Here is an 18,459-nt window from a genome sequence, read left to right on the forward strand (position 1 = left end):
CGGATATATGCCGAATGTGGCCGAAAGCAGTCCGGCTGTATAGAAGGGGTAATCGCCGCGTCAGATGCGGCCTGCGAACCAGGCACCGTTCCAGTTATCGCCTGGCGGGTTTTCCTGATAGTAGGCGATGCGACTTTCGTAAAAATCGTAGAGCGTGGGAATGGCGCCGTTGAGTTTGCGGCATTCCGCGATGGCGGCTTTCGCCTCGTTCCAGCGCTGGTTGCGATAGGCAGCGAAGATCAGCGCATGCGCTTCCTGAAGGGCGCGGAATTTCGGGTTGGCGCGCATGATGGGATCGCCCAGCAGTGCGAAGACGCGGCGGCCTTCGGGGTGGCGCGGGGTCGAGACGAGATCGATTTCCAGAAGGGCATAGCGGTCGCCCACCGCCTTTTGCGAGCCTTCGCCGACAATGATGGCGGGGCCGAAATGGCGGGCGTTCTTTTGCAGATAGGCGGCAAATCCCACAGGTTCGCCCATCACGCCGTAGTCGAAGCGCTGGATCGCGCCAAGATTGCCGGTAATGGCCGGGCCGGTATCGATGCCGATGGACAGGCTGAGCGGCACATGGCTCAGATGCTGCCGGCGCGCGTCTTCTTCGAGGAATTCGTTTAGCGCTTCCAGGTTTTCGACCATGCGCAGCGCCGCGTCGCAGCCCTTGGAGGCATGGTTGGGCGCATCGAGCGGCGCGTTCCAGATCGCATAAAGCGTGTCGCCCACATTGCGGTCCACCATGCCGTTGCGTTCCAGCACGATCTTGGTCATGGGCGAGAAGAAGCGGTTCAGAATGTCGGCATAGGCTGCAGGGTCTTCCAGATAGCGGTCCGAGATCACGTTGAAACCGCGCAGGCCCACCACGACCGATGTCACGTCGCGAAGCTGACCCTCCGACCGGATAAGTTTGGGGTGGGCCTTCACCTTGGCCAGCCCCGCTTCCGACAGGCGGTTGCCGAACTGGGTTTCGAGGAAACGGATCTGGTCCTCGGTGTGAAGTCGTGTCATCAGCCCGCCCGTCAGCCAGACGATCAGCAGGGTGACGCTCGCTAGTGCCGGGTCGATAAGCCAGCGGTGCATGTCGAAGGCGTACCAGGAACCATAGGCGGCGCCGCCGATCAGGATCAGTGTGAAGGCCAGGCTCCAGCGGAAGCGGAGTTGGGTCACCGCTACGATCACCAATACGCCGGCCAGGAAAATGAAGGCCTGTTCGGCGGTCGTGGCCCAGCCCGGCCGGGTCAGGAATACGCCGTCCGCGATCTGGTCGATCGCATTCGCCATAATCTCGCCGCTCGCCATGGGAATGCCGATGGGCGTGCCGTAGAGCAGGCGCTTGCCGTTGACGGAGACGCCGACCACGGCGATCCGGTCCTCGAAGGAGGGGATGTCGGAGGCCCCGGTGAGAATTTTCCAGGCCGGAACGGCAAGCCGCGAGTCCGCCTTGCCGAAATAGAGGCGGAGGCTGCCGTCCTTGAGCGTGACGACATCGAGATCGGTACCGGCGAGTTCCACATGGGAAACGCCCGGTTCGAGATCGAAAGAAAGACCGTTGGCCGGTTCGGAAACGATGCTGCGATAGCCCGTCGCCCCGCGCGAGACGCGAAGCGCTTCCAGCGCATTCGAGGGATAGAGTGTGCCGTCGATTTCGGTCAGCGCGGGAATGGAATGGACCGTTTCTCCGGCTTCCTGCGCGGGGATCGTGGCGCCGATGCCGTCGGCAATCGCTTCAATTTGGGGCAGGGTCGGACGCCAGTCACCGAACTGCGGCACATAATGGCGCGGGTCGCCGCCTGTCATGTCGAGCGGCGCGACAAGGCGTGGTTTACGCGGCGGATGTAGGGAGGGCAGGCCCGGCGTGAAACTGGCGACGAGCCTGGCGTCCTTCACGGCATTTTCGAGCTGGTCCGCGCTTTTGGGCAGCCGGCTGTCGAGCCCTTCGGGGAGGAATCCCCAGAGTTTGCGTAATTCGCCGGGCGAGGTCGGGTCGGGCTCGGAAACCGGCATATCGAGCAGGATGGTGCGCGCGCCCTCTTTTTCAAGCGCTTCGAGCAGGGTGGCCAGGCGCTTTTGCGGCCAGGGCCAGGCGCCGAAGCGGCTGGAGGTTTCGGCGTCGATATCCACATAAACGGCGTGCGGGCCACCGGCCGAGGGCGTTCGCGGCAGGATTTGCTGATAGCCGTCGAACACCAGATTCCGCAGATAGCTGCCGGCTCCTCCCATGTCGTAGATCGACACAAGAAGGGCGAGCACCAGGACCAGCCCCGGCAGCAACGCAGACAGTCTTCGGAACGTGGGTGTCGGATTCATGCTTTCTTGCCAGCCCCGGAGCGGACCCCCGGTCCACTTCAAATGCCCTAAATTGATCGATATTGCGAGCATTCTGTCCCGATCCGGGACGACGGCCCACCTCTCCGCAGTCGAGTTGCATCTTCCGTTCCATAAACGCGTAAAAGAAAAGGGCCCCGCAGAGGGGCCCTTTCATGTCGGCAAATGCTTGCCTGAATATGGCGGAGTGGCTCATTCCTGGGGAAGGCCGCCTGCCTCCTGGATCAGATAGGTGATCAGGTCGTCGCGGTCCTTTTCTTTCTTCAGGCCGGGAAAGGACATGAAGGTGCCCGGTACGTCCTTCCGGGGGTTCTCCAGATAGACGAACATCAGGTCCGGGGTCCATTCCTCGTGTTCTCCGCCGAATTTCTTCATCCCGTCGGAATATTTGTAGCCTTCATGGGTGGCGATACCGCGCGTGAAAATGCCGTAAAGGTTCGGTCCGACGCGATTCGGCCCGCCTTCATTGACGGTGTGACATGCCTTGCAGAGCTTGAAGACCTTTTCGCCATGTTTGGCGTCGCCGCTGGTGAAGCCGCCATCCGCTGCGATAGCGGGGGCTGCGAAACTTGCCGCCAGTACCAGAGCCGCCGTGCCTTTCAGCCATTTCTCGAAACGCATGATCTTTCCCTTCCTCAAGCATGCCAGGCAGAGACCCGGACAATTCTTTCTCGTCCGCCGAGAGGCGGTCTGTCTGGAACCTAAACCTGAACCGTGCCAAGTGCATGCGTCAAACTGGCGCGCCTTGCCCTTGCGCGGCCCCGTGCGGACCGTCAAAGTGGCGCCATCGCCAAATATTACATCCGAGTCACCATTGGGCATTTTTAGACGCCAGCAGAAAAACCAGCCCGATCCGGAGGGAGCGGCCCATATTTCCCTTGAGGAAGACGGGGATATGCTGGTTTTCAGGGCATCCGGCGAGTGGGTGGTGGCCGCCGTTTCCGGCGTCGACCGACAATTGCGCGATATCGATGCCGGGCACGGAAGGGTGAAACAGGCGGTTTTCGATCTCGGCGAGGTGACACGCTTCGATACGTCCGCCGCGGTGATCCTGTCGCGTTGCGCCTATGCGCTGGAACAGGGCGGGGCCCGGATCGAATTCAGGAACCTCAACGAGGCCCAGTCCCTGCTCCTCGACAAGCTGGCGCAGGACGGTCCGCCCGAGCCGGTCGAAAAGCATGATGTCGGCCTCTATGCCCATGTGGCCGGCAATATGGGCGATGCCGTTCTCGCGGTCAGCCGCGAGACGGTGGGTATCGTCGAGTTTCTCGGCGACGTCGTTGCCGCTGTGGGGCGAACGATCAGGCGGCCCGCGCGTCTGCGCTGGGTGCCGTTCGTCTATCACATGGAGAGGGCGGGCTTCGACGCGCTACCGCTCATCTGTCTCCTGACCTTCCTGATCGGCGCCGTGCTGGCGCAGCAGGGGGCGACGCAGCTTGCGAAATTCGGCGCGGATTATTTCACCGTCAACATGGTGACCATCGTTTTTCTCCGGGAAGTCGGGCTGTTGCTGACGGCTATCATCGTGGCGGGCCGATCGGGCAGCGCGTTCACCGCGGAAATCGGATCGATGAAGATGCGCGAGGAAATTGACGCCATGCGCACGCTCGGCCTCGACCCGATGGACATGCTCATTCTTCCGCGCGTGCTGGCGCTGGTCGTCACGCTGCCCATGCTCGCCTTCGTGGCCGATCTGATGGGGCTTCTCGGCGGCGGGGTCGTTTCCTATTTCATGCTCGGCATGTCGCCCGGCCTTTATATCGACAGGGTTCGGGACGCGGCGGACTTCTGGACATTCGCCGTCGGTATCATCAAGGCGCCTTTCATGGCCGCGCTGATTGCGATGGTCGGGTGCCGGGCGGGACTGCTCGTTACCGGCAGCGCGGAATCGGTCGGCCAGCAGACCACGCATTCGGTGGTTCGCTCCATTTTCCTCGTCATCATCGTCGATGCGATATTCGCGATGTTCTTCACAGCGGTGGGAGTGTAGGGCATGAGCGCCGGTACCGGGGATAACATCATCGAAGTGGAAGGCCTCGGTACGCGGTTCGGCGACAATGTCATCCATGAAAATCTCGACCTTCAGGTGAAGCGCGGCGAAGTCATCGGCATTGTCGGCGGCTCGGGCACGGGAAAATCCGTCCTGTTGCGAACGATCCTCGGGCTCAAGAAACCGGATCAGGGACGGATTCGCGTCTTCGGGGAATATCTGCAGGACATGCCCGAGGCGGAGCGGCGGGCCTATGAGCGGCGCTGGGGCGTGCTCTTTCAGGATGGCGCGCTGTTTTCTGCGCTCACCGTCGCACAGAACGTGCAGGTGCCCTATCGGGAGCATCTTCACATGGAAGCGGATTTGATGGACGAACTGGCTGCCGCCAAGATCCGGATGTCGGGACTGCCCGCCAATGCATGTTCCCTTTATCCCTCGGAACTGTCGGGCGGGATGCGCAAGAGGGCGGGGCTTGCCCGGGCGCTGGCGCTCGATCCGGAAATCCTCTTTCTCGACGAGCCGACGGCCGGGCTCGACCCCATCGGCGCTGCCGCGTTCGATGAACTGATCGGCGATCTGAAGCGGACTCTGGGGCTTACCGTCTTCATGGTCACGCATGACCTCGACTCGCTTTATGCGATCTGTGACAGAATTGCGGTGCTGGCGGAGCGCCAAGTTATCCTCGTCGGGACGGTGGAGGATATGCTGGTGAGCGACCACCCGTGGATTCACGAATATTTCCACGGTCCCCGTGCGCGGGCCGCCCTCAAGGAAAGCTGAGCGAAGGGCAAGGAGCTAAGCTCATGGAGATCAAAAGCAACAATGTGCTGATCGGCACTTTCACGCTCATTGTCGTCTTCGGCGTTTTCCTGTTCGTCATGTGGCTGAGCCGCGTGCAGGTGAACCAGCAATATGACGAGTATGAAATCGTTTTCGACGGATCGGTTTCCGGCCTGAGCGTCGGCGGATCGGTGCAGTATAACGGTTTGCCGGTAGGGACGGTGCGCGATCTTCACCTGATGGAGAACAACCCGAACAAGGTCGTCGCGCTTGTCCGCGTGGATGCGCGCACGCCCGTCAAAGAAGATTCCATCGCTCAGCTGGAGCTGGCCGGTATTACGGGTGTCGCCTTCATTCAGCTTTCGGGCGGCAGTCCCAATTCGCCGCCGCTGGAGGCGAAGGGCGATCAGTATTACCCGGTCATCAAGGCCGAACAGAGCACACTGCAGGAAATAGCCACCGCTGCGCCGAAGACGCTGCAGAAGATCGACAAGCTGGTGTCGTCGCTTCGCGATATTGTCGACGAAAACCGGGCCTCGGTGAAAGGTACGCTGCAGAATCTGGAGAAGATGAGCAAGGTGATGGCCGATGGCAGTTCCGACATGAAGAAGGCCATAACGGAATTGTCGGAGGCGTCGGTTCACCTGAACAACATCAGCCGCAATGCGGACAATCTGGTGGCGGGCGACGGGAAACAACTCGTCGCCGAAGCGCGCAAGGCGGTGGAGTCCTACCGCAAGGTCGGGGAACAGCTCGACCGGATGATGGAGGCGAGCGGTCCGGCGGTTAGCGACGGCATGCAGCAATTGCCGCAGCTTATTGCCGAAACGCGGTCGCTCATTACGTCGCTCAACGGCATAGCCAATCGGGCGCAGGACGATCCGGCGCGGTACATCATCGGCAATCGCGTGCCGGAAGTCGAAGCGAAATGAGAGAGGTCAGGATGAGCCGGATATCGAAAATCTTTCGTGCGACGGTCTTTGCCGCGTCTCTCGTCTCGCTCGGGGGGTGTGCGCTGGTCGATGTCGCCAGCGAGCCTGCGCCGCGTTTCTTCACGCTGACGCCGCCCGCCCTTCAATCGATGACGTCGCCGGTGCCGGCGCAGCTTTCGGTTCAGGCGTTTACGGCCAGCGCGGCGCTCGAAACCAGCCGGATCGTCTACCAGCCTTCGGAAAACGAAATCAAATATTATGCAGGCGCGCGCTGGGCGGATCAGACACCGGACATGATCCGGCGCCTGACGATCGAAACGCTCGAACGGAGCGGCGCCTTTGCCGCCGTGCTGGGCGAGGGCGCTCCGGCGAAGGCCGACTATCTGCTGAGCGGCGAAATCCGGCGCTTCGCGGCCATGCCCGCCACGGGAAATGAAAAGCGGATCGAAGTCGTGCTGCTGACGCGACTGACCGAGAAGGGCTCGGGGCGTATCCTCGGGACGAAACTGTTTTCCGAAACCGTAACCTCGCCCGACGGCCGCATGGACAATGTGGTAGGTGCCTATAACGCGGCGCTGGGCAATGTCCTGTCGCAGCTTTCCGCCTGGACGGCGGCGGAGCTGAAAACGGCAGAACCGGTCGGCTGAGCCCGACGCAGGGAGGTCAGCTCAGCTTTCCACTCGTCTGGGCCAGCATCAGATAGACCTTGCCCGTATCGGAGGTGAGGTAGGTCTCGACCAGAATATTGCTGCGGTCGCGCGCAGAGGCTGCGCCGAGCAGTTCCTCGAATGTCGAGACGTAGCGATCGACATAGGTGCGGAATTCGCCGTCTTTCTTGTATTTCGCAGCGATCTGATCGAACAGTTCCCGACCCGACAGATTGTAGAGACGGCGGGTGAAGACATTCCGTTCGCCCGCCTGGTAGCGGCGCCACAGATCCGGCGGAGGGCTTTGTTCGAGAGCCCGGTCGAGATCGATCGCCAGCGATTGCAGCGTCTCGAAGACATTCACGGAGGCGCGCTGGAACGCATCCTCGTTCATTTGAGGGTCGGGTTTGGCCTGATCGGTTTTCTGGTCGCCGGCGGCGGCCAGCAGTTCCGACATCGCCCAGGGGCGTTCGCCTTTTTCGTCGTCGCGGGTCGGGCTCTGACGGGGCAGGTCGTGAAGGGGCTCGTGCGCGCGGCGCGAGGGCTGCTCGGCGGCAGGGCTGGACCGGTCGATGACACGGGCGTGGCGCACCACGATCTCCGCGATGCTCGCCAGGGCCGATACCTGGTCTTCCAGCACCTTGCGCAGCGCGTCGGCGCTTTCCATCGCTTCGTCCGGCAAGTCGTCGATGCGCCTTGCCAGTTCGTCGCTGGCAAGTTGCAGATCGCCGCCGGCCGTGCGCGCGGCGCTGCCCAGTTGTTCCATGACGCGGGAAAGACGCGCGGCCGTATCTTCTTCCTGCGTGACGGTCCGTTCGATGAGGGATTGAATTTCGCCGCCGCGCTTGTCGAGATCGGTATGGATGGCCGCCGTCACGCGGCCCACTTCCTCGCGCATTTCGGCGGTCGCCGCTTTCAGGCGGTCGGTTGTGGCCGATATCGCGTCGGCGGCGCTCTTGTTCACTTCGCTGTCGAGGGCGCTGCCGGCATCTTTCAGTTCCTGCACCGTGGCGCCGATGGCGCGCGTGGCGGCACCTGCCGACCGGCTGACGGCGGCGGAGGTGCTTTCGGCTTCCTCCGCGGCGCGGGCGAGTTCCGCGGACACGCTTTCGCGCAGCGCCGTGGCCTTGTCGTGGGCGCGGGCGAAATTTTCGTCGATACCTTGCGAAAGCTGCCCGACGGCCTTGCTGATCTGCGCGGTATGGCCGGCCAGCGCCGTGTCGGCGGCCTGCATGGTGTCGCGATGCAGCTCGAAAATCGACTGCAGGCGCGCATGTTCCTTTTCCAGCCGTTGCGCGGCTTCCGAGATGAGGTCGCGCTGCGCTTCGTAACGCTGCGAGAGTTCCTCGGCGCGGGTGAGGGCGTTGCTCGACACGACTTCGAGGCGGGATGACTGACGGTCCAGCATGGCGGCGGTGGCGTCGGCGCCGACACGGGCCGCTTCGCCGGTCCGCGACAGCGCTTCCGTTTGCGAGGAGAGGCGCGTGGTGGCCTCCGCGATGCCGGTTTCCGCCTCATGTGCGACTGTGCGCACGGCATCGACTTCGTCGCGGATGGCGCGGGAAATCTTGTCGCTCTGCGATCCCAGCGTATGGGAGAGATCTTCCAGATTTTGCCGGTGGCGCTTCAGCAGTTCTTCCATGGTGCGGGTGCGGAATTCGGCGCGACCCGTTCCCCGCTCGATTTCGGCCACCTCGCCGGTCACGACGTCCTTGAGGTTCGAGGCGCTTTGCACCGCTTCGTCGAGACCGGATTTCAGGTTGTCGAGTTCGCGGCGGACCGCCTGCGCGATGGAGGCGATTTCGCCGGTTGCCGTATCTTCCGGGTCGGAGAGGCGGATGGCGGTCCGGGCCAGCGCTTCCGACATCAGCCGCATTTCCTGCCCGCGCCAGACCGTGTAGGTCAGCATCCAGATCAGAAGAAGGGGAAAGAGCAGGGCGGCGCCCAGCACGGCAAGCTGCTCGGGCGCTTGCGCGCGCAGCACGTCGGGCCCGTAAAATCCCCAGAGATAGGCGCCTTCCGCCCCCAGAACGAAAACGCTCGCCACGACAGCCAGCGTCAGGATGCGCGGATTGGGGCGGCGCGAAATCATGCGGTAGAGGGCGCCGCCGGTAGGGCTGTCCTCATTGGCCGCGCGCACGCCGGTTCCGGCCGCCACCGGGGCGGGCTTTTCTTCGGGGGAAGAGGGGGCGTCGCTCGCCAAGTCGCTGTTTTTCATCTGGTTTCGCCGGAGACATGAAGCCGCAATTTCGCCTCATAGGGTGTCGGAAGGCCGCAAAGGCGTCAACTTGAAGCCACACTCGGAATCAAAGCTGCGGGAAAGGCAACAATTTTAACGATTCAGCCACGTCGAATCGGTAGCCTTTCCAACTGTAACTGTGGGGTACTGGCTGAGGAGCCAAGGCATGAAACCGATGAAACTGGCCGAGGATACCGTTTGTATGCCCGCTGCCGCGAATGCCCGCCCGATCGATCTGGTGCATCTCTCCAAATACACGCTCGGTAATCGCGACCTGGAAAATGAGCTTATGGGCCTTTTCCGGGCGCAGGCCGACGTTTATCTGGGGCGTCTCGCCGAAGCGGCGGACGATGCGGACTGGGTGTCGGCGGCGCATAGCCTGAAGGGCAGCGCCAAGGCGCTCGGCGCGTGGGAGCTGGCCGATCTGGCAGAATTCGCCGAACGGGGTGCGACCGTATCCGAGCGTCCGCAAGCGCTCGATGAGATCAAGGCGGCCGTCGCGGCGGTCAACGCCTTCATCGACGGCTTCCGCGAGTAGGCAAGCCGAATTTCAGCGTCTCGCGGCGGGCCGGGCGACCGGGCCTTCATCCGTGAGCGTGATATGCGTCAGCGTTTGTTCGTCATGGTTCATGCGCCATGAGAGCAGTTTCTGCGCATAGTCGAGCACGAGCGGCAGATAGGCCGGGTCATTCGCCCGGTTCACCATCTCGTGCGGATCCTTTTCCAGATCGAAGAAGAGCGGCGGCAGATGCGTGAAGTGCACGTATTTGAACCGTTCGTCGCGGACGATGTTCATCGTGCACTGATGCAGCGTCAGGCCGAGCTTTTTCTCCGCCGTGTCGTCGGCGGGGTCGCGGAAATCGAATTCCCAATGGGCTTCATGTCGCCAGTTCTCGGGCGTCTGCGTTCCTTCGAGGAAGGGACGTAGAGAGGTTCCGTCGCATTGCACGGGGATATCCGCGCCAATGAGATCCAGCATGGTGGGCATGATGTCCACATTCTCGGTGAAGGCATGCACCGTTCTTCCTCGAGACGCATCGCATTCGTGCCGGGGATCGCGAATGATGAGGGGAATCCGGTAGGAGGCGTCGAAATAGCCGCCTTTGCCCAGCAGCCAGTGATCGCCCATCTGCTCGCCATGGTCGGAGGTGAAGACGATGAGCGTATCGTCCCAGAGGCCGAGTTCCTTCAGCGCGGCGAAAACGCGGCCCAGCGCATCGTCCACTTCGCTCATCAGGCCGTAATAGACCGCCTTCATGCGGCGGAGCTTCTTTTCATCGTCCGGGCAGGTGTAGAGCTTGCGGGAGAGCTGGTGCGCCAGCCAGGGATGCTGGCCGCCTTCCGCCTCGCGCGTTCCGGCGCGGATGAAGCCGGGGACTTCCGCGGGGTCGTACATGGAGGAATAGGGTTCCGGCGCGACGAAAGGCGGGTGCGGGCGCAGGAGCGAGAGATGGGCGATGAAAGGACCGTCCGCTTCCCGCAGATAATCCATCAGCCGGTCGGTGAGGAAGGCCGTGTCGTCGATCTCCGGCCCGTAGACGAGTGGGCGGGGGCGGGGGGCGCCGTCCTCATATTCGGGGCCGGGCGCGCGGACGCCATAGGCCTGTCGGATATCGTCCGGCACGTCGTAGCCGTTCGCCGAGAGCCAGTCCGTCCAGGGCGTCGGCCAGGTGCCCATCATGCAGACGGGACGGATGCCGGGCAGGGGCCCCTCATAGGTCTTGAGCCAAGGGCTGTCTTCTTCCAGTTCCCGCGGGTCGTTTGCCGTGTCGGTATAGCCGAAAAGCACCGGATCGTAGCCGAGGCGGCCCGCCTCCAGCGCCCAGTTGGTATGGCGGGCATCAAGCGGGGTGCCATTGGTGCCGGAGCGGTGGTTCTGGAGGTACATGCCGGTATGAAGCGTGGCCCGGGACGGGCCGCAGGGCGCGGCATTGGCGAAATGATTGGCGAAAAGCACGCCGTCCGCCGCCAATGCGTCCAGATGCGGCGTTTTCACCATGGGATGGCCCAGCGCGGACAGGCAGTCCCCCCGCCATTGGTCGGCCGTGATGAAAAGGATATTGAGCGGCTTTTCCCTTGTGGCGCTGGCGGTCATCCTCAAATCCCCTACTTAATGACGGCGGGCTCGCCCAAAAGCGGCTGGACGGGCGGCAAGTCATCATGATAACTCCCTGCGATCCCGATTTTCGACAGCACGGAAAAGAACAAGCAAGATGGCGAAGATTACTTATATCGAGCACAGCGGCACCGAGCACGTCATCGACGTCGAAAACGGCATGACGGTGATGGAAGGTGCGATCAAGAATTCCATTCCGGGTATCGATGCCGATTGCGGCGGCGCCTGCGCCTGCGCGACGTGCCATGTCTATGTGGACGAAAGCTGGATGGACAAGGTCGGTCCGGCGGAGTCCATGGAAGAGGACATGCTCGACTTCGCGTTCGACGTGAAGCCCAACAGCCGGCTTTCCTGCCAGATCAAGGTGACGGACGAGCTGGACGGCCTGCGCGTGACCACGCCGGAAAAGCAGTTCTGATTTTCCTTTAAATTCAATCGGTTCCGGTCTTCCGCGCCCTGGCGTCGAAGACCGTATATTCGTGCTCGATCGACTTTTCGATGAGCAGCCGCCAGACGGGTTCCGCGATGGCGGGGGAGAGGCCGGCGCGGTCGGCCTCGGCCACGACTTTTTCCACGACATCCTCGATCCGGGCATCGTCCCGCACGGCGCTGCGCTCGCCCTTGATGCGGCCGGCCTGCTCGATATAGCCCTGCCTTTCCGCCAATAATTTCACGAGTTCGCGGTCGAGCCGGTCGATCTCGCGGCGGACTTCCTGCATCGTGTTGCATTTCACCATGGGGGGTACTCCGGACGGAATGTGGCGGTGCGTCATGCTGCGCGCACAACATAGGCAGAACGGCGCGTTTGTCACGGCTTGAAATGCGCATGATCGAGCGAGGTTGGAGTGAGGTTCGGGCGAGATTGGAATGATGGTGGGGCGAGATAGAGCGCATGCGCCCGCCCCGCATCCTCCCTGCGTTGATGGGTCGCCTCTTCGCGACGTCAAATCGGGGGTATTTTTCTCTTGGCTCGCCGCCCGCGCACCCCTATATATGCAACCAAACTTGTGAAATAAATTTAATTACATGGTTTGTGCGTGGTTTTTCGCGCGCAGCCGCCGCGTGACGGAAGCAGGTATCAAGGATGACTCAAGAAACGATCACCACGGATGTCGTCATCATCGGGGCCGGGCCGGTGGGACTCTTTGCCGTTTTCGAACTGGGTCTGCTCGACCTGAAATGCCATCTGGTGGACATTCTGGACAAGCCGGGCGGGCAGTGCGCGGAGCTTTATCCCGAAAAGCCGATCTACGATATTCCCGGCCTGCCGGTGGTGAGCGGTCAGGAACTGACCGACCGGCTGATGGAGCAGGCGGCGCCGTTCCATCCCGAATACCACTACAACGAGATGATCGAGGAGCTGCGCAAGAACGACGACGGCAGCTTCCATCTGAAGACCGATGGCGGGATCACCTTCAACGCCAAGGCGGTGGTGATCGCGGCGGGCGGCGGCAGCTTCCAGCCCAAGAAGCCGCCGATCCCCGGCATCGAAGCCTATGAGGGCAAGTCGGTCTTCTATTCGGTGAAACGGATGGAGGATTTCCGCGGCAAGAACATCCTGATCTCCGGCGGCGGCGACAGCGCGCTGGACTGGACGATCAACCTCGAGCCGATCGCCAATTCCATGCAGCTCATCCATCGCCGCGACGGTTTCCGCGCGGCGCCCGACAGCGTGAACAAGATGCATGCGCTGGTGGACGAGGGGAAGATGAAGTTCCATCTCGGCCAGATTACCGAACTGCATGGCGATAACGGCCAGCTCACCGGCGTGAGCGTGAAGGGTAATGACGGCGAGATCGTCCAGGTCGAATGCGACACGCTGCTGCCCTTCTTCGGCCTGACGATGAAGCTCGGCCCGATCGCGGACTGGGGCATCAATCTCCACGAGAACCTGATCCCGGTCGATACCGAGAAATTCGTCACCGATGTCGACGGCATCTATGCCATCGGCGATATCAACACCTATCCGGGCAAGCTGAAGCTCATCCTGTCGGGCTTTCACGAGGCCGCGCTGATGGCGCAGGCCGCCAAGCGCTATATCGACCCGGAAGCCAAGGTGACGTTCCAGTACACGACGTCGTCGACGAGCCTTCAGAAGAAGCTCGGCGTGGCCTGACGGCCGCGGGCGATGCCGTTCGAGTAGGAGTTCGCGTGATGCATATCGTTCTGGTCGACGACCGTGGCGCCGAGCATGAGCTGGAGGCGCTGGAAGGCTGGCGGGTGATGGAGATCATCCGCGATCACGGCTATCCCATCGTGGCGGAATGCGGCGGGGCCTGCGCCTGCGGCACCTGCCAGGTGGAAGTCGATCCGGAGTGGGCGGCGAAGCTGCATGAGCCGCGCGAGGACGAACTCGACATGCTGGACGAGAACTATGGCGGCGAGTGGTCGCGGCTGTCCTGCCAGATCCTGATGTCGGAAGAACTCGACGGGTTGCGCGTCCGGCTCGCGCCGATTTCGGTGAAGGAAGCGGCCTGATACCTGTCCCTTGCTCTGAGGTGGCGTGGCGGTTGCGCCTAGCTGGAGGCGATCCGGCCAATCGCCAGGAAGAGGCCGATCAGGAAACTCGCACCCAGAAACAAAAGTCCAAGGATCGTCAGGCCAAGGTCAAGTGGCTTGGGACTTGCGAGCCAGTTTTCATCGTTCTGTTTGATTGCATCGAGGAGTGCTGCAATTGAACCTTTGGCTTTGATGCCGCGAATTTTGTCGAGGTCCAATCTTCGATGGAAATCGCGAAGCCACGGTAAAACAAGCAGCACGGCTCCCAGAAAGCCGAAAAACTCTTTTGCAATTGCCCACATCGAGACACCTCAGCTCTCAGCGGCGGCGACTGTCCAGTGGGTTGCAGTGTCGGGAAACTCGGTTGCATCGATTGCGAAATCGGTGGCGTGGGGGGAGATGAGTATTCTCGATTCGCAAGCCGCTGCGATGCGCTCCATCAGATCCCATGTCGGTCCCTGCGTGCCCATTCCCGCTTCGATTTCGCTGATACGCGATTGCGTGAGATCGAGTCTTTCTGCCAATTCCTTTTGAGTAAGGTTGCTGGACTTGCGCATTGTACGGACGATCGAACCTGCACGAAACGCCGCTGCGGATATCGACGGCTTTTTGTTCCGGGTAATATCGTTCCGTTCGATCTTTTCGATCAATGGAACAAGAGAACTGCGCTTGGCCGGATTGCCAATCCTGCGCTTTCCGGCTTTCGTATCCTTCTTCCTGCTCATTGAAAAAAGTCCTCTATTCTCGGTTCGACTTCCGCTTTGATCGCATCGAGGGCCGACTCGCTCCAAATATCCGGAGGCTCGTCGGGTCTTACAAAATCGCCGGTCCTGCCCGCCTGCATCACCGTGATACGCAGCGTTCCATCATTCTCGTCTTCCACTACGTAGAGCACGAAACAATTGTTCTTTTCAGCGTCGAGATAGTCGGCCTTGTAGACATCTATTCCGTCATGCGTATGGAAAATCCGATCTGTCTTGTATCTCCGCTTGCCGACCAGGATGCGTTGAAGGTGGAGCATAAAAAACTTTGCGGTATCCAGCCCAAGCGCGGCGAGTTCCGTCCCAGCATCCGTGCTCCCGCTTGCATAGGCAGCGACCTGTTCATCGCACATAATATAGGTAATTCCTTATTTTTTGCCAACGCAATCCGGTAGCTTGGAACTTGCTTCGAGCAGGAAAGTCGCAAATTCCCACCTTTCTTGATATTAAACATAATATTTTGTTCGCCGGAACGAAACGAAAGGCTTCAGGCGCTTATCGAAGGGGAGCATGAGGTCATTCCGTCGATACGGAAATTTTGTCCAAGCACGATGGTTTCATTGGGACGTCCGTTTCGTTTGCCGTCTCAGGCTTTATGATGCCGGGCATGGACGACACCATTCCGCTGATCGAAAAGTGTTTCGAGATCTGGCCCGGGCTCATGCGTTTCGCCGCGGTGGGCGAGGGGGCTCATGCCGCGCTGGCCGCCGCGATGGATGCGGCGCGCGAAACCTCGGGCGCGCTGCTTTCGGATGCGGAGCTTCTGTCCAGCGGCTTGCCGGACGTGTTGCCGCGCGGCGCGGCGGCGCGCCGGGTGGCGGAGCATGTGCGCCGGATCGCCGACGCGGCAAGGCTCGAGCCCGCCCGGCTGCCGCCCGTGGCGGCGGCGCTGCCGGGCGCGGTCTGCGATCACATCGCCGACGCCATGGCGGAGGCGGGCGGCGACGGCTGCGCCTTTCTGACCGTTTCGCTCGGCGATGCCATGGCGGTGAAAACGGCGCGGGGGGTGGCAACGCCCCCGATGCCGCATATGCCGCCGGTGCTTTGCGAATTCCTGACCGCGCTGGGGCCGGGCTTTACCGGCGGGGCGGCGATGGGGGGCACCAGAGCGGATTTTCCCACCGAAGGCTTTGCCGACATGGTGGGCGTGGCGGCGGGCTCCGCCGCGGAGGCGGGCTATATGGCGGCCGCGCTTTCCGACGCGGTTTATGCCGGCGGGGTTTCCGTAAGGGAGGAGCCGCTTCGAGACCGGATCGCCGCGATGTCCTGGGAGGGACGAAAGACGGTCTTCCAGACGGGTACGATGGAACCCGATGCGATCTGGGATGCGCTGTCGTCGGGCGTGCGCCGGGCGGCGGCCTTGCGCGAGGCGCGGCTTTTGCGGGCCGCCGCGCTCGGCCTCAAGGGGCGGGGACGGACCGTCGGGCCGGTGGATGGCGACAAGCTGTTGCGGTTCGGCGTTTCCGAGTGGCGTTGAGCGGGCAGGCTCGTCATAATCCCCGCAAAGGGGAGGTAGAATTTCATGAGCTTTTACGAACGCCGCATCCTGCCGCATGTCATCAACATGGCCTGCGGCACCAAGCCCATCGACTATCAGCGCCGCAAGGTGGTGCCCGCCGCCGAGGGCACGGTGCTTGAAATCGGCATCGGCACCGGCCTCAACCTGCCTTACTACGACACGAACAAGGTGACGCGCCTCATCGGGCTCGATCCCTCGGAAGAGTCGTGGGTGCTGGCGGGCGAGCGCGCCAGGGCGCTGCCCTTCGATGTGGAATTCGTCGGCCTGCCGGGCGAGGAAATTCCGCTGGAGGCGAAAAGCGTCGATACGGTGCTCGTCACCTACAGCCTGTGCACCATTCCCGATCCGGTGAAGGCGCTTCAAGGCATGCGGCGCGTGCTGAAGCCGGGCGGCAAGCTCATCTTCTGCGAGCATGGCGCGGCGCCGGACGAGGCGACGCTGAAATGGCAGAACCGGATCAACCCGATGTGGAAAGTCCTTTTCGGCGGCTGCCATATCAACCGCAACATGCCCGATCTCATCCGGCAGGGTGGCTTTGACATCGACGAGATGGAGACGATGTATCTGCCCTCGACGCCGAAGATCGCGGGGTTCAACTACTGGGGCGCGGCGACGGCATGAGTCTCGATGTGATCGGCGCCGGTTTCGGCCGGACGGGGACGCTGTCGCTGAAACTGGCGCTGGAGGAACTGGGTTTCGTCAAATGCCACCACATGACGGAGGTCTTCCAGAACCCCGATCAGGCGCCGAAATTTCTCGCCGCGGCGCGCGGCGAGACGGTGGACTGGGAAGAGGTCTTCAAGGGCTACCGCGCGATGGTGGATTTTCCCGGCTGCGCTTTCTGGCGGGAGCTTGCGGAGGCCTTTCCGCAGGGCAAGGTGATCCTGTCCACGCGCGACCCGCATGGCTGGTTCAAAAGCGCGTCGGAGACGATTTTCCAGGCGGTGCAGATGGAGATCGACGATCCGGCCATGAAGGAAGTCACCGAGATGGGGCGCGAGATCGTGCTGGAGCGAACCTTTGGCGGGGATATTTCGGAAGCCCATGCGGTGGAGGCGTTCAAGGCGCATGAGGAAGAGGTGAAGCGCACGATCCCGGCCGACCGGCTTCTCGTTTTCGAGGCGAAGATGGGCTGGGAACCGCTTTGCGATTTCCTTGGCGTGAAGGTGCCGGAGACGCCTTATCCCCGGACCAACAGCAGCGAAGAATTCCAGACGAAAATGGCCCGGAGAAAGTAAGGCCGGGAAGAAGGAGGCTTGACCGGGGTCGGTTTCAAAACTAGAACAAAACAGGAACATATTTCTGAGAAGTCCCGTCATGAGCAAGGCCGCCATCATTGCCGATCTGAAGGCGCGGATTGCCGCCTGCGAGGCGCCGTGCGCGCATGGCGCCGAGGCGGCCGCGCCGGGGCCGATTTCCCTTGGCCATGCGGCGCTGGATGCCGCCTTGCCGGGCGGCGGGCTGAAACGGGGCGGGCTGCACGAGGTGTCGGCGGCCGAATATCGCGATATGGGCGCGGCGACCGGCTTTCTCGCGGCGCTGGCGGTTCGCTGCCAGCAGGCGGCGGGCAACGGGATGTCGGGCGGGGCGCCGCTTCTGTGGTGCCAGCTTGCCTCGCCGCCTTTCGACACGGGACCGCTTTATGCGCCGGGGCTGGCCGGGTTCGGGCTCGATCCGGCACGGCTCATCCTGGCCTCGCCTGCGAAGCCCGTGGAGCTTTTATGGGTGCTGGAGGAGGCGCTGCGCGCCGGGGCGCTTTCAGGCGTCGTCGGCGAGATCGACGGGCGGTCGGCGACGTTCGACCTGACGGCGACGCGGCGGCTGCAACTGGCGGCGGAGGAAACGGGCACGCCCGTGCTGCTTTTCACCGGGCACCGGCGGGAGGGCGAAGGCGGGGCGAGCGCGGCCGTCACGCGCTGGACGGTCGGCCCGGCGCCGGGGCATGTGGACCCGGCGGAGGATTTTTTCAGGCGCGATTTTCCGGGACTTGTCGGGAGCCCTTGCTGGCATGTCCGCCTCGGGAAGGTGAGAGGCGGGGCGCCCGCCGCGTGGCATTTGCGCTGGAAGGCGGCGGAGGGAGCGTTCGACGTGGCGGAGGGCGCGGCGGCGGAGGCTGTTTCTCCGTCTACGGAGGATGAGGCGACGGTGCTTGCGATGCGCCGGACGGGGTGAGGGGGTGTCGTGATGTGCAGAGGCGAGACAGATTCTACAACTCTTAATGTCATCTCGGCCTTGTGCCGGGATCCAGAGCGTTGATTTCTGAGCTTGTGGCCCCTGGGCCCCGGGACAAGCCCGGGGTGACATGAAGGGGGAGATACAAACGAAAGAGTTCGTTATCTTTTCGCTGGAACCGCCTTACCACCAATAGGGCGGATAGCCGGGGCCGTAATAGGGCCACCAGGGGCGGTTCATGCGGTCGAGTTCGCGCGAGCGCGTTTCGTTTTCGATGGCGCGGATCTCTTTCAGCTTCAGCAGGCAGTTGCTGAAATCGTCCGTCCCTTCCTTGAAGCCGAGGCGTCCGCATTCCGCCTTGTCGGCCGTCAGCCGGGCCTGCGCCCGCGCCGCGTCCTGCTCCGGCGTGGCGCAGGCGGCTGCAAGAAGCGGCAGGGAAAGGGCAAAAGCCAGAAAAAGCGGTTTCGTCATGCGTTTCATGGGGGCGA

21 protein-coding genes are annotated in these 18,459 nt (G+C 62.4%); 12 read left to right on the top strand and 9 right to left on the bottom strand.

Features of this window, described 5'->3' with window-relative positions; genetic code table 11:
- Window positions 1-60: 60 nt before the first annotated feature.
- Both FHS78_RS06800 and FHS78_RS06805 read right to left on the bottom strand, forming a co-directional pair.
- On the bottom strand, window positions 61-2,298 hold the full coding sequence (locus FHS78_RS06800) for a CHASE2 domain-containing protein (protein WP_167092236.1): 2,238 nt from the start codon (window positions 2,296-2,298) through the stop codon (window positions 61-63).
- A gap of 210 nt (window positions 2,299-2,508) precedes the next feature.
- Window positions 2,509-2,937 (bottom strand): c-type cytochrome, encoded by a 429-nt coding sequence (locus FHS78_RS06805; RefSeq protein WP_167092238.1) that lies wholly within the window; start codon window positions 2,935-2,937, stop codon window positions 2,509-2,511.
- Window positions 2,938-3,211: 274 nt separating this feature from the next.
- On the opposite strand from FHS78_RS06805, the gene FHS78_RS06810 reads away from it, so the two are divergent.
- From FHS78_RS06810 to FHS78_RS06825, 4 genes are read left to right on the top strand one after another with little or no spacing between them, the layout of a single operon-like run.
- Window positions 3,212-4,306, top strand: coding sequence for an ABC transporter permease (locus FHS78_RS06810; protein ID WP_167092242.1), 1,095 nt, complete (start codon window positions 3,212-3,214; stop codon window positions 4,304-4,306).
- Between the two features lie 3 nt (window positions 4,307-4,309).
- Window positions 4,310-5,086 carry an ABC transporter ATP-binding protein gene (locus tag FHS78_RS06815; protein ID WP_167092245.1) on the top strand — a complete coding sequence of 259 codons (777 nt, stop codon included), beginning with the start codon at window positions 4,310-4,312 and terminating at the stop codon, window positions 5,084-5,086.
- Window positions 5,087-5,109: 23 nt separating this feature from the next.
- The gene (locus tag FHS78_RS06820; RefSeq protein ID WP_167092248.1) at window positions 5,110-6,018 is read left to right on the top strand and encodes an MlaD family protein; all 909 of its coding nucleotides are present in this window, start codon (window positions 5,110-5,112) and stop codon (window positions 6,016-6,018) included.
- Window positions 6,019-6,029: 11 nt separating this feature from the next.
- Window positions 6,030-6,665 (top strand): ABC-type transport auxiliary lipoprotein family protein, encoded by a 636-nt coding sequence (locus FHS78_RS06825; protein WP_167092251.1) that lies wholly within the window; start codon window positions 6,030-6,032, stop codon window positions 6,663-6,665.
- 16 nt (window positions 6,666-6,681) lie between these two features.
- Here FHS78_RS06825 and FHS78_RS06830 read toward each other — a convergent pair whose 3' ends face one another.
- Window positions 6,682-8,883, bottom strand: a complete 2,202-nt coding sequence (locus tag FHS78_RS06830; RefSeq protein ID WP_167092254.1) for a coiled-coil domain-containing protein — start codon at window positions 8,881-8,883, stop codon at window positions 6,682-6,684.
- A gap of 187 nt (window positions 8,884-9,070) precedes the next feature.
- Between FHS78_RS06830 and FHS78_RS06835 the strand changes: the two genes are divergently transcribed.
- Entirely contained in the window at window positions 9,071-9,442 is a 372-nt protein-coding gene (locus tag FHS78_RS06835; protein ID WP_167092257.1) for an Hpt domain-containing protein, read from the top strand.
- Between the two features lie 12 nt (window positions 9,443-9,454).
- On the opposite strand, the gene FHS78_RS06840 is transcribed toward FHS78_RS06835, so the two are convergent.
- Entirely contained in the window at window positions 9,455-10,999 is a 1,545-nt protein-coding gene (locus tag FHS78_RS06840) for an alkaline phosphatase family protein (protein WP_167092260.1), read from the bottom strand.
- A 118-nt stretch (window positions 11,000-11,117) separates the two neighbouring features.
- Here FHS78_RS06840 and FHS78_RS06845 point away from each other — a divergent pair, with 118 nt between their 5' ends.
- A complete protein-coding gene (locus tag FHS78_RS06845; protein WP_167092263.1) occupies window positions 11,118-11,438 on the top strand; it encodes a 2Fe-2S iron-sulfur cluster-binding protein in 321 nt (106 codons plus the stop codon).
- Between the two features lie 13 nt (window positions 11,439-11,451).
- Here FHS78_RS06845 and FHS78_RS06850 read toward each other — a convergent pair whose 3' ends face one another.
- Entirely contained in the window at window positions 11,452-11,757 is a 306-nt protein-coding gene (locus FHS78_RS06850) for a chorismate mutase (protein ID WP_167092266.1), read from the bottom strand.
- 347 nt (window positions 11,758-12,104) lie between these two features.
- Between FHS78_RS06850 and FHS78_RS06855 the strand changes: the two genes are divergently transcribed.
- Both FHS78_RS06855 and FHS78_RS06860 read left to right on the top strand, forming a co-directional pair.
- Window positions 12,105-13,136, top strand: a complete 1,032-nt coding sequence (locus FHS78_RS06855) for an NAD(P)/FAD-dependent oxidoreductase (protein ID WP_167092270.1) — start codon at window positions 12,105-12,107, stop codon at window positions 13,134-13,136.
- Between the two features lie 38 nt (window positions 13,137-13,174).
- Window positions 13,175-13,498, top strand: coding sequence for a 2Fe-2S iron-sulfur cluster-binding protein (locus FHS78_RS06860; RefSeq protein WP_167092274.1), 324 nt, complete (start codon window positions 13,175-13,177; stop codon window positions 13,496-13,498).
- A gap of 38 nt (window positions 13,499-13,536) precedes the next feature.
- Here the strand turns inward: FHS78_RS06860 and FHS78_RS06865 are convergent, their stop codons facing one another.
- The 3 genes from FHS78_RS06865 to FHS78_RS06875 are packed head-to-tail and all read right to left on the bottom strand — an operon-like array spanning window position 13,537 to window position 14,633.
- Window positions 13,537-13,821 carry a hypothetical protein gene (locus FHS78_RS06865; RefSeq protein WP_167092277.1) on the bottom strand — a complete coding sequence of 95 codons (285 nt, stop codon included), beginning with the start codon at window positions 13,819-13,821 and terminating at the stop codon, window positions 13,537-13,539.
- A gap of 9 nt (window positions 13,822-13,830) precedes the next feature.
- Complete coding sequence (locus FHS78_RS06870) at window positions 13,831-14,244, bottom strand: helix-turn-helix domain-containing protein (RefSeq protein ID WP_167092280.1); 414 nt, start codon at window positions 14,242-14,244, stop codon at window positions 13,831-13,833.
- Window positions 14,241-14,633, bottom strand: a complete 393-nt coding sequence (locus FHS78_RS06875) for a hypothetical protein (RefSeq protein ID WP_167092282.1) — start codon at window positions 14,631-14,633, stop codon at window positions 14,241-14,243. Before FHS78_RS06875 ends, FHS78_RS06870 begins: the two co-directional genes overlap by 4 nt.
- A 254-nt stretch (window positions 14,634-14,887) precedes the next feature.
- On the opposite strand from FHS78_RS06875, the gene FHS78_RS06880 reads away from it, so the two are divergent.
- The 4 genes from FHS78_RS06880 to FHS78_RS06895 all read left to right on the top strand — a co-directional run bounded on the left by FHS78_RS06880 (window position 14,888) and on the right by FHS78_RS06895 (window position 17,971).
- Complete coding sequence (locus FHS78_RS06880; protein WP_167092285.1) at window positions 14,888-15,757, top strand: hypothetical protein; 870 nt, start codon at window positions 14,888-14,890, stop codon at window positions 15,755-15,757.
- Window positions 15,758-15,802: 45 nt separating this feature from the next.
- Window positions 15,803-16,420 (top strand): class I SAM-dependent methyltransferase, encoded by a 618-nt coding sequence (locus tag FHS78_RS06885; RefSeq protein WP_167092288.1) that lies wholly within the window; start codon window positions 15,803-15,805, stop codon window positions 16,418-16,420.
- Window positions 16,417-17,037, top strand: coding sequence for a sulfotransferase family protein (locus FHS78_RS06890; protein ID WP_167092291.1), 621 nt, complete (start codon window positions 16,417-16,419; stop codon window positions 17,035-17,037). The genes FHS78_RS06885 and FHS78_RS06890 overlap by 4 nt, the downstream gene beginning before the upstream one ends.
- A gap of 79 nt (window positions 17,038-17,116) precedes the next feature.
- Window positions 17,117-17,971, top strand: a complete 855-nt coding sequence (locus FHS78_RS06895) for an ImuA family protein (protein WP_167092294.1) — start codon at window positions 17,117-17,119, stop codon at window positions 17,969-17,971.
- Window positions 17,972-18,154: 183 nt separating this feature from the next.
- Here the strand turns inward: FHS78_RS06895 and FHS78_RS06900 are convergent, their stop codons facing one another.
- The gene (locus tag FHS78_RS06900) at window positions 18,155-18,451 is read right to left on the bottom strand and encodes a hypothetical protein (protein ID WP_167092297.1); all 297 of its coding nucleotides are present in this window, start codon (window positions 18,449-18,451) and stop codon (window positions 18,155-18,157) included.
- Between the last annotated feature and the right edge of the window lie 8 nt (window positions 18,452-18,459).

The sequence above is a fragment of the Parvibaculum indicum genome, from assembly GCF_011762095.1.
Lineage (GTDB): Bacteria > Pseudomonadota > Alphaproteobacteria > Parvibaculales > Parvibaculaceae > Parvibaculum > Parvibaculum indicum.

Bases quoted from the DNA above. Each gene is read 5' to 3' on its own strand.
- FHS78_RS06800 (WP_167092236.1), bottom strand. From the start codon at position 2,298: ATGAATCCGACACCCACGTTCCGAAGACTGTCTGCGTTGCTGCCGGGG.
- FHS78_RS06805 (WP_167092238.1), bottom strand. From the start codon at position 2,937: ATGCGTTTCGAGAAATGGCTGAAAGGCACGGCGGCTCTGGTACTGGCG.
- FHS78_RS06810 (WP_167092242.1), top strand. From the start codon at position 3,212: ATGCTGGTTTTCAGGGCATCCGGCGAGTGGGTGGTGGCCGCCGTTTCC.
- FHS78_RS06815 (WP_167092245.1), top strand. From the start codon at position 4,310: ATGAGCGCCGGTACCGGGGATAACATCATCGAAGTGGAAGGCCTCGGT.
- FHS78_RS06820 (WP_167092248.1), top strand. From the start codon at position 5,110: ATGGAGATCAAAAGCAACAATGTGCTGATCGGCACTTTCACGCTCATT.
- FHS78_RS06825 (WP_167092251.1), top strand. From the start codon at position 6,030: ATGAGCCGGATATCGAAAATCTTTCGTGCGACGGTCTTTGCCGCGTCT.
- FHS78_RS06830 (WP_167092254.1), bottom strand. From the start codon at position 8,883: ATGAAAAACAGCGACTTGGCGAGCGACGCCCCCTCTTCCCCCGAAGAA.
- FHS78_RS06835 (WP_167092257.1), top strand. From the start codon at position 9,071: ATGAAACCGATGAAACTGGCCGAGGATACCGTTTGTATGCCCGCTGCC.
- FHS78_RS06840 (WP_167092260.1), bottom strand. From the start codon at position 10,999: ATGACCGCCAGCGCCACAAGGGAAAAGCCGCTCAATATCCTTTTCATC.
- FHS78_RS06845 (WP_167092263.1), top strand. From the start codon at position 11,118: ATGGCGAAGATTACTTATATCGAGCACAGCGGCACCGAGCACGTCATC.
- FHS78_RS06850 (WP_167092266.1), bottom strand. From the start codon at position 11,757: ATGGTGAAATGCAACACGATGCAGGAAGTCCGCCGCGAGATCGACCGG.
- FHS78_RS06855 (WP_167092270.1), top strand. From the start codon at position 12,105: ATGACTCAAGAAACGATCACCACGGATGTCGTCATCATCGGGGCCGGG.
- FHS78_RS06860 (WP_167092274.1), top strand. From the start codon at position 13,175: ATGCATATCGTTCTGGTCGACGACCGTGGCGCCGAGCATGAGCTGGAG.
- FHS78_RS06865 (WP_167092277.1), bottom strand. From the start codon at position 13,821: ATGTGGGCAATTGCAAAAGAGTTTTTCGGCTTTCTGGGAGCCGTGCTG.
- FHS78_RS06870 (WP_167092280.1), bottom strand. From the start codon at position 14,244: ATGAGCAGGAAGAAGGATACGAAAGCCGGAAAGCGCAGGATTGGCAAT.
- FHS78_RS06875 (WP_167092282.1), bottom strand. From the start codon at position 14,633: ATGTGCGATGAACAGGTCGCTGCCTATGCAAGCGGGAGCACGGATGCT.
- FHS78_RS06880 (WP_167092285.1), top strand. From the start codon at position 14,888: ATGGACGACACCATTCCGCTGATCGAAAAGTGTTTCGAGATCTGGCCC.
- FHS78_RS06885 (WP_167092288.1), top strand. From the start codon at position 15,803: ATGAGCTTTTACGAACGCCGCATCCTGCCGCATGTCATCAACATGGCC.
- FHS78_RS06890 (WP_167092291.1), top strand. From the start codon at position 16,417: ATGAGTCTCGATGTGATCGGCGCCGGTTTCGGCCGGACGGGGACGCTG.
- FHS78_RS06895 (WP_167092294.1), top strand. From the start codon at position 17,117: ATGAGCAAGGCCGCCATCATTGCCGATCTGAAGGCGCGGATTGCCGCC.
- FHS78_RS06900 (WP_167092297.1), bottom strand. From the start codon at position 18,451: ATGAAACGCATGACGAAACCGCTTTTTCTGGCTTTTGCCCTTTCCCTG.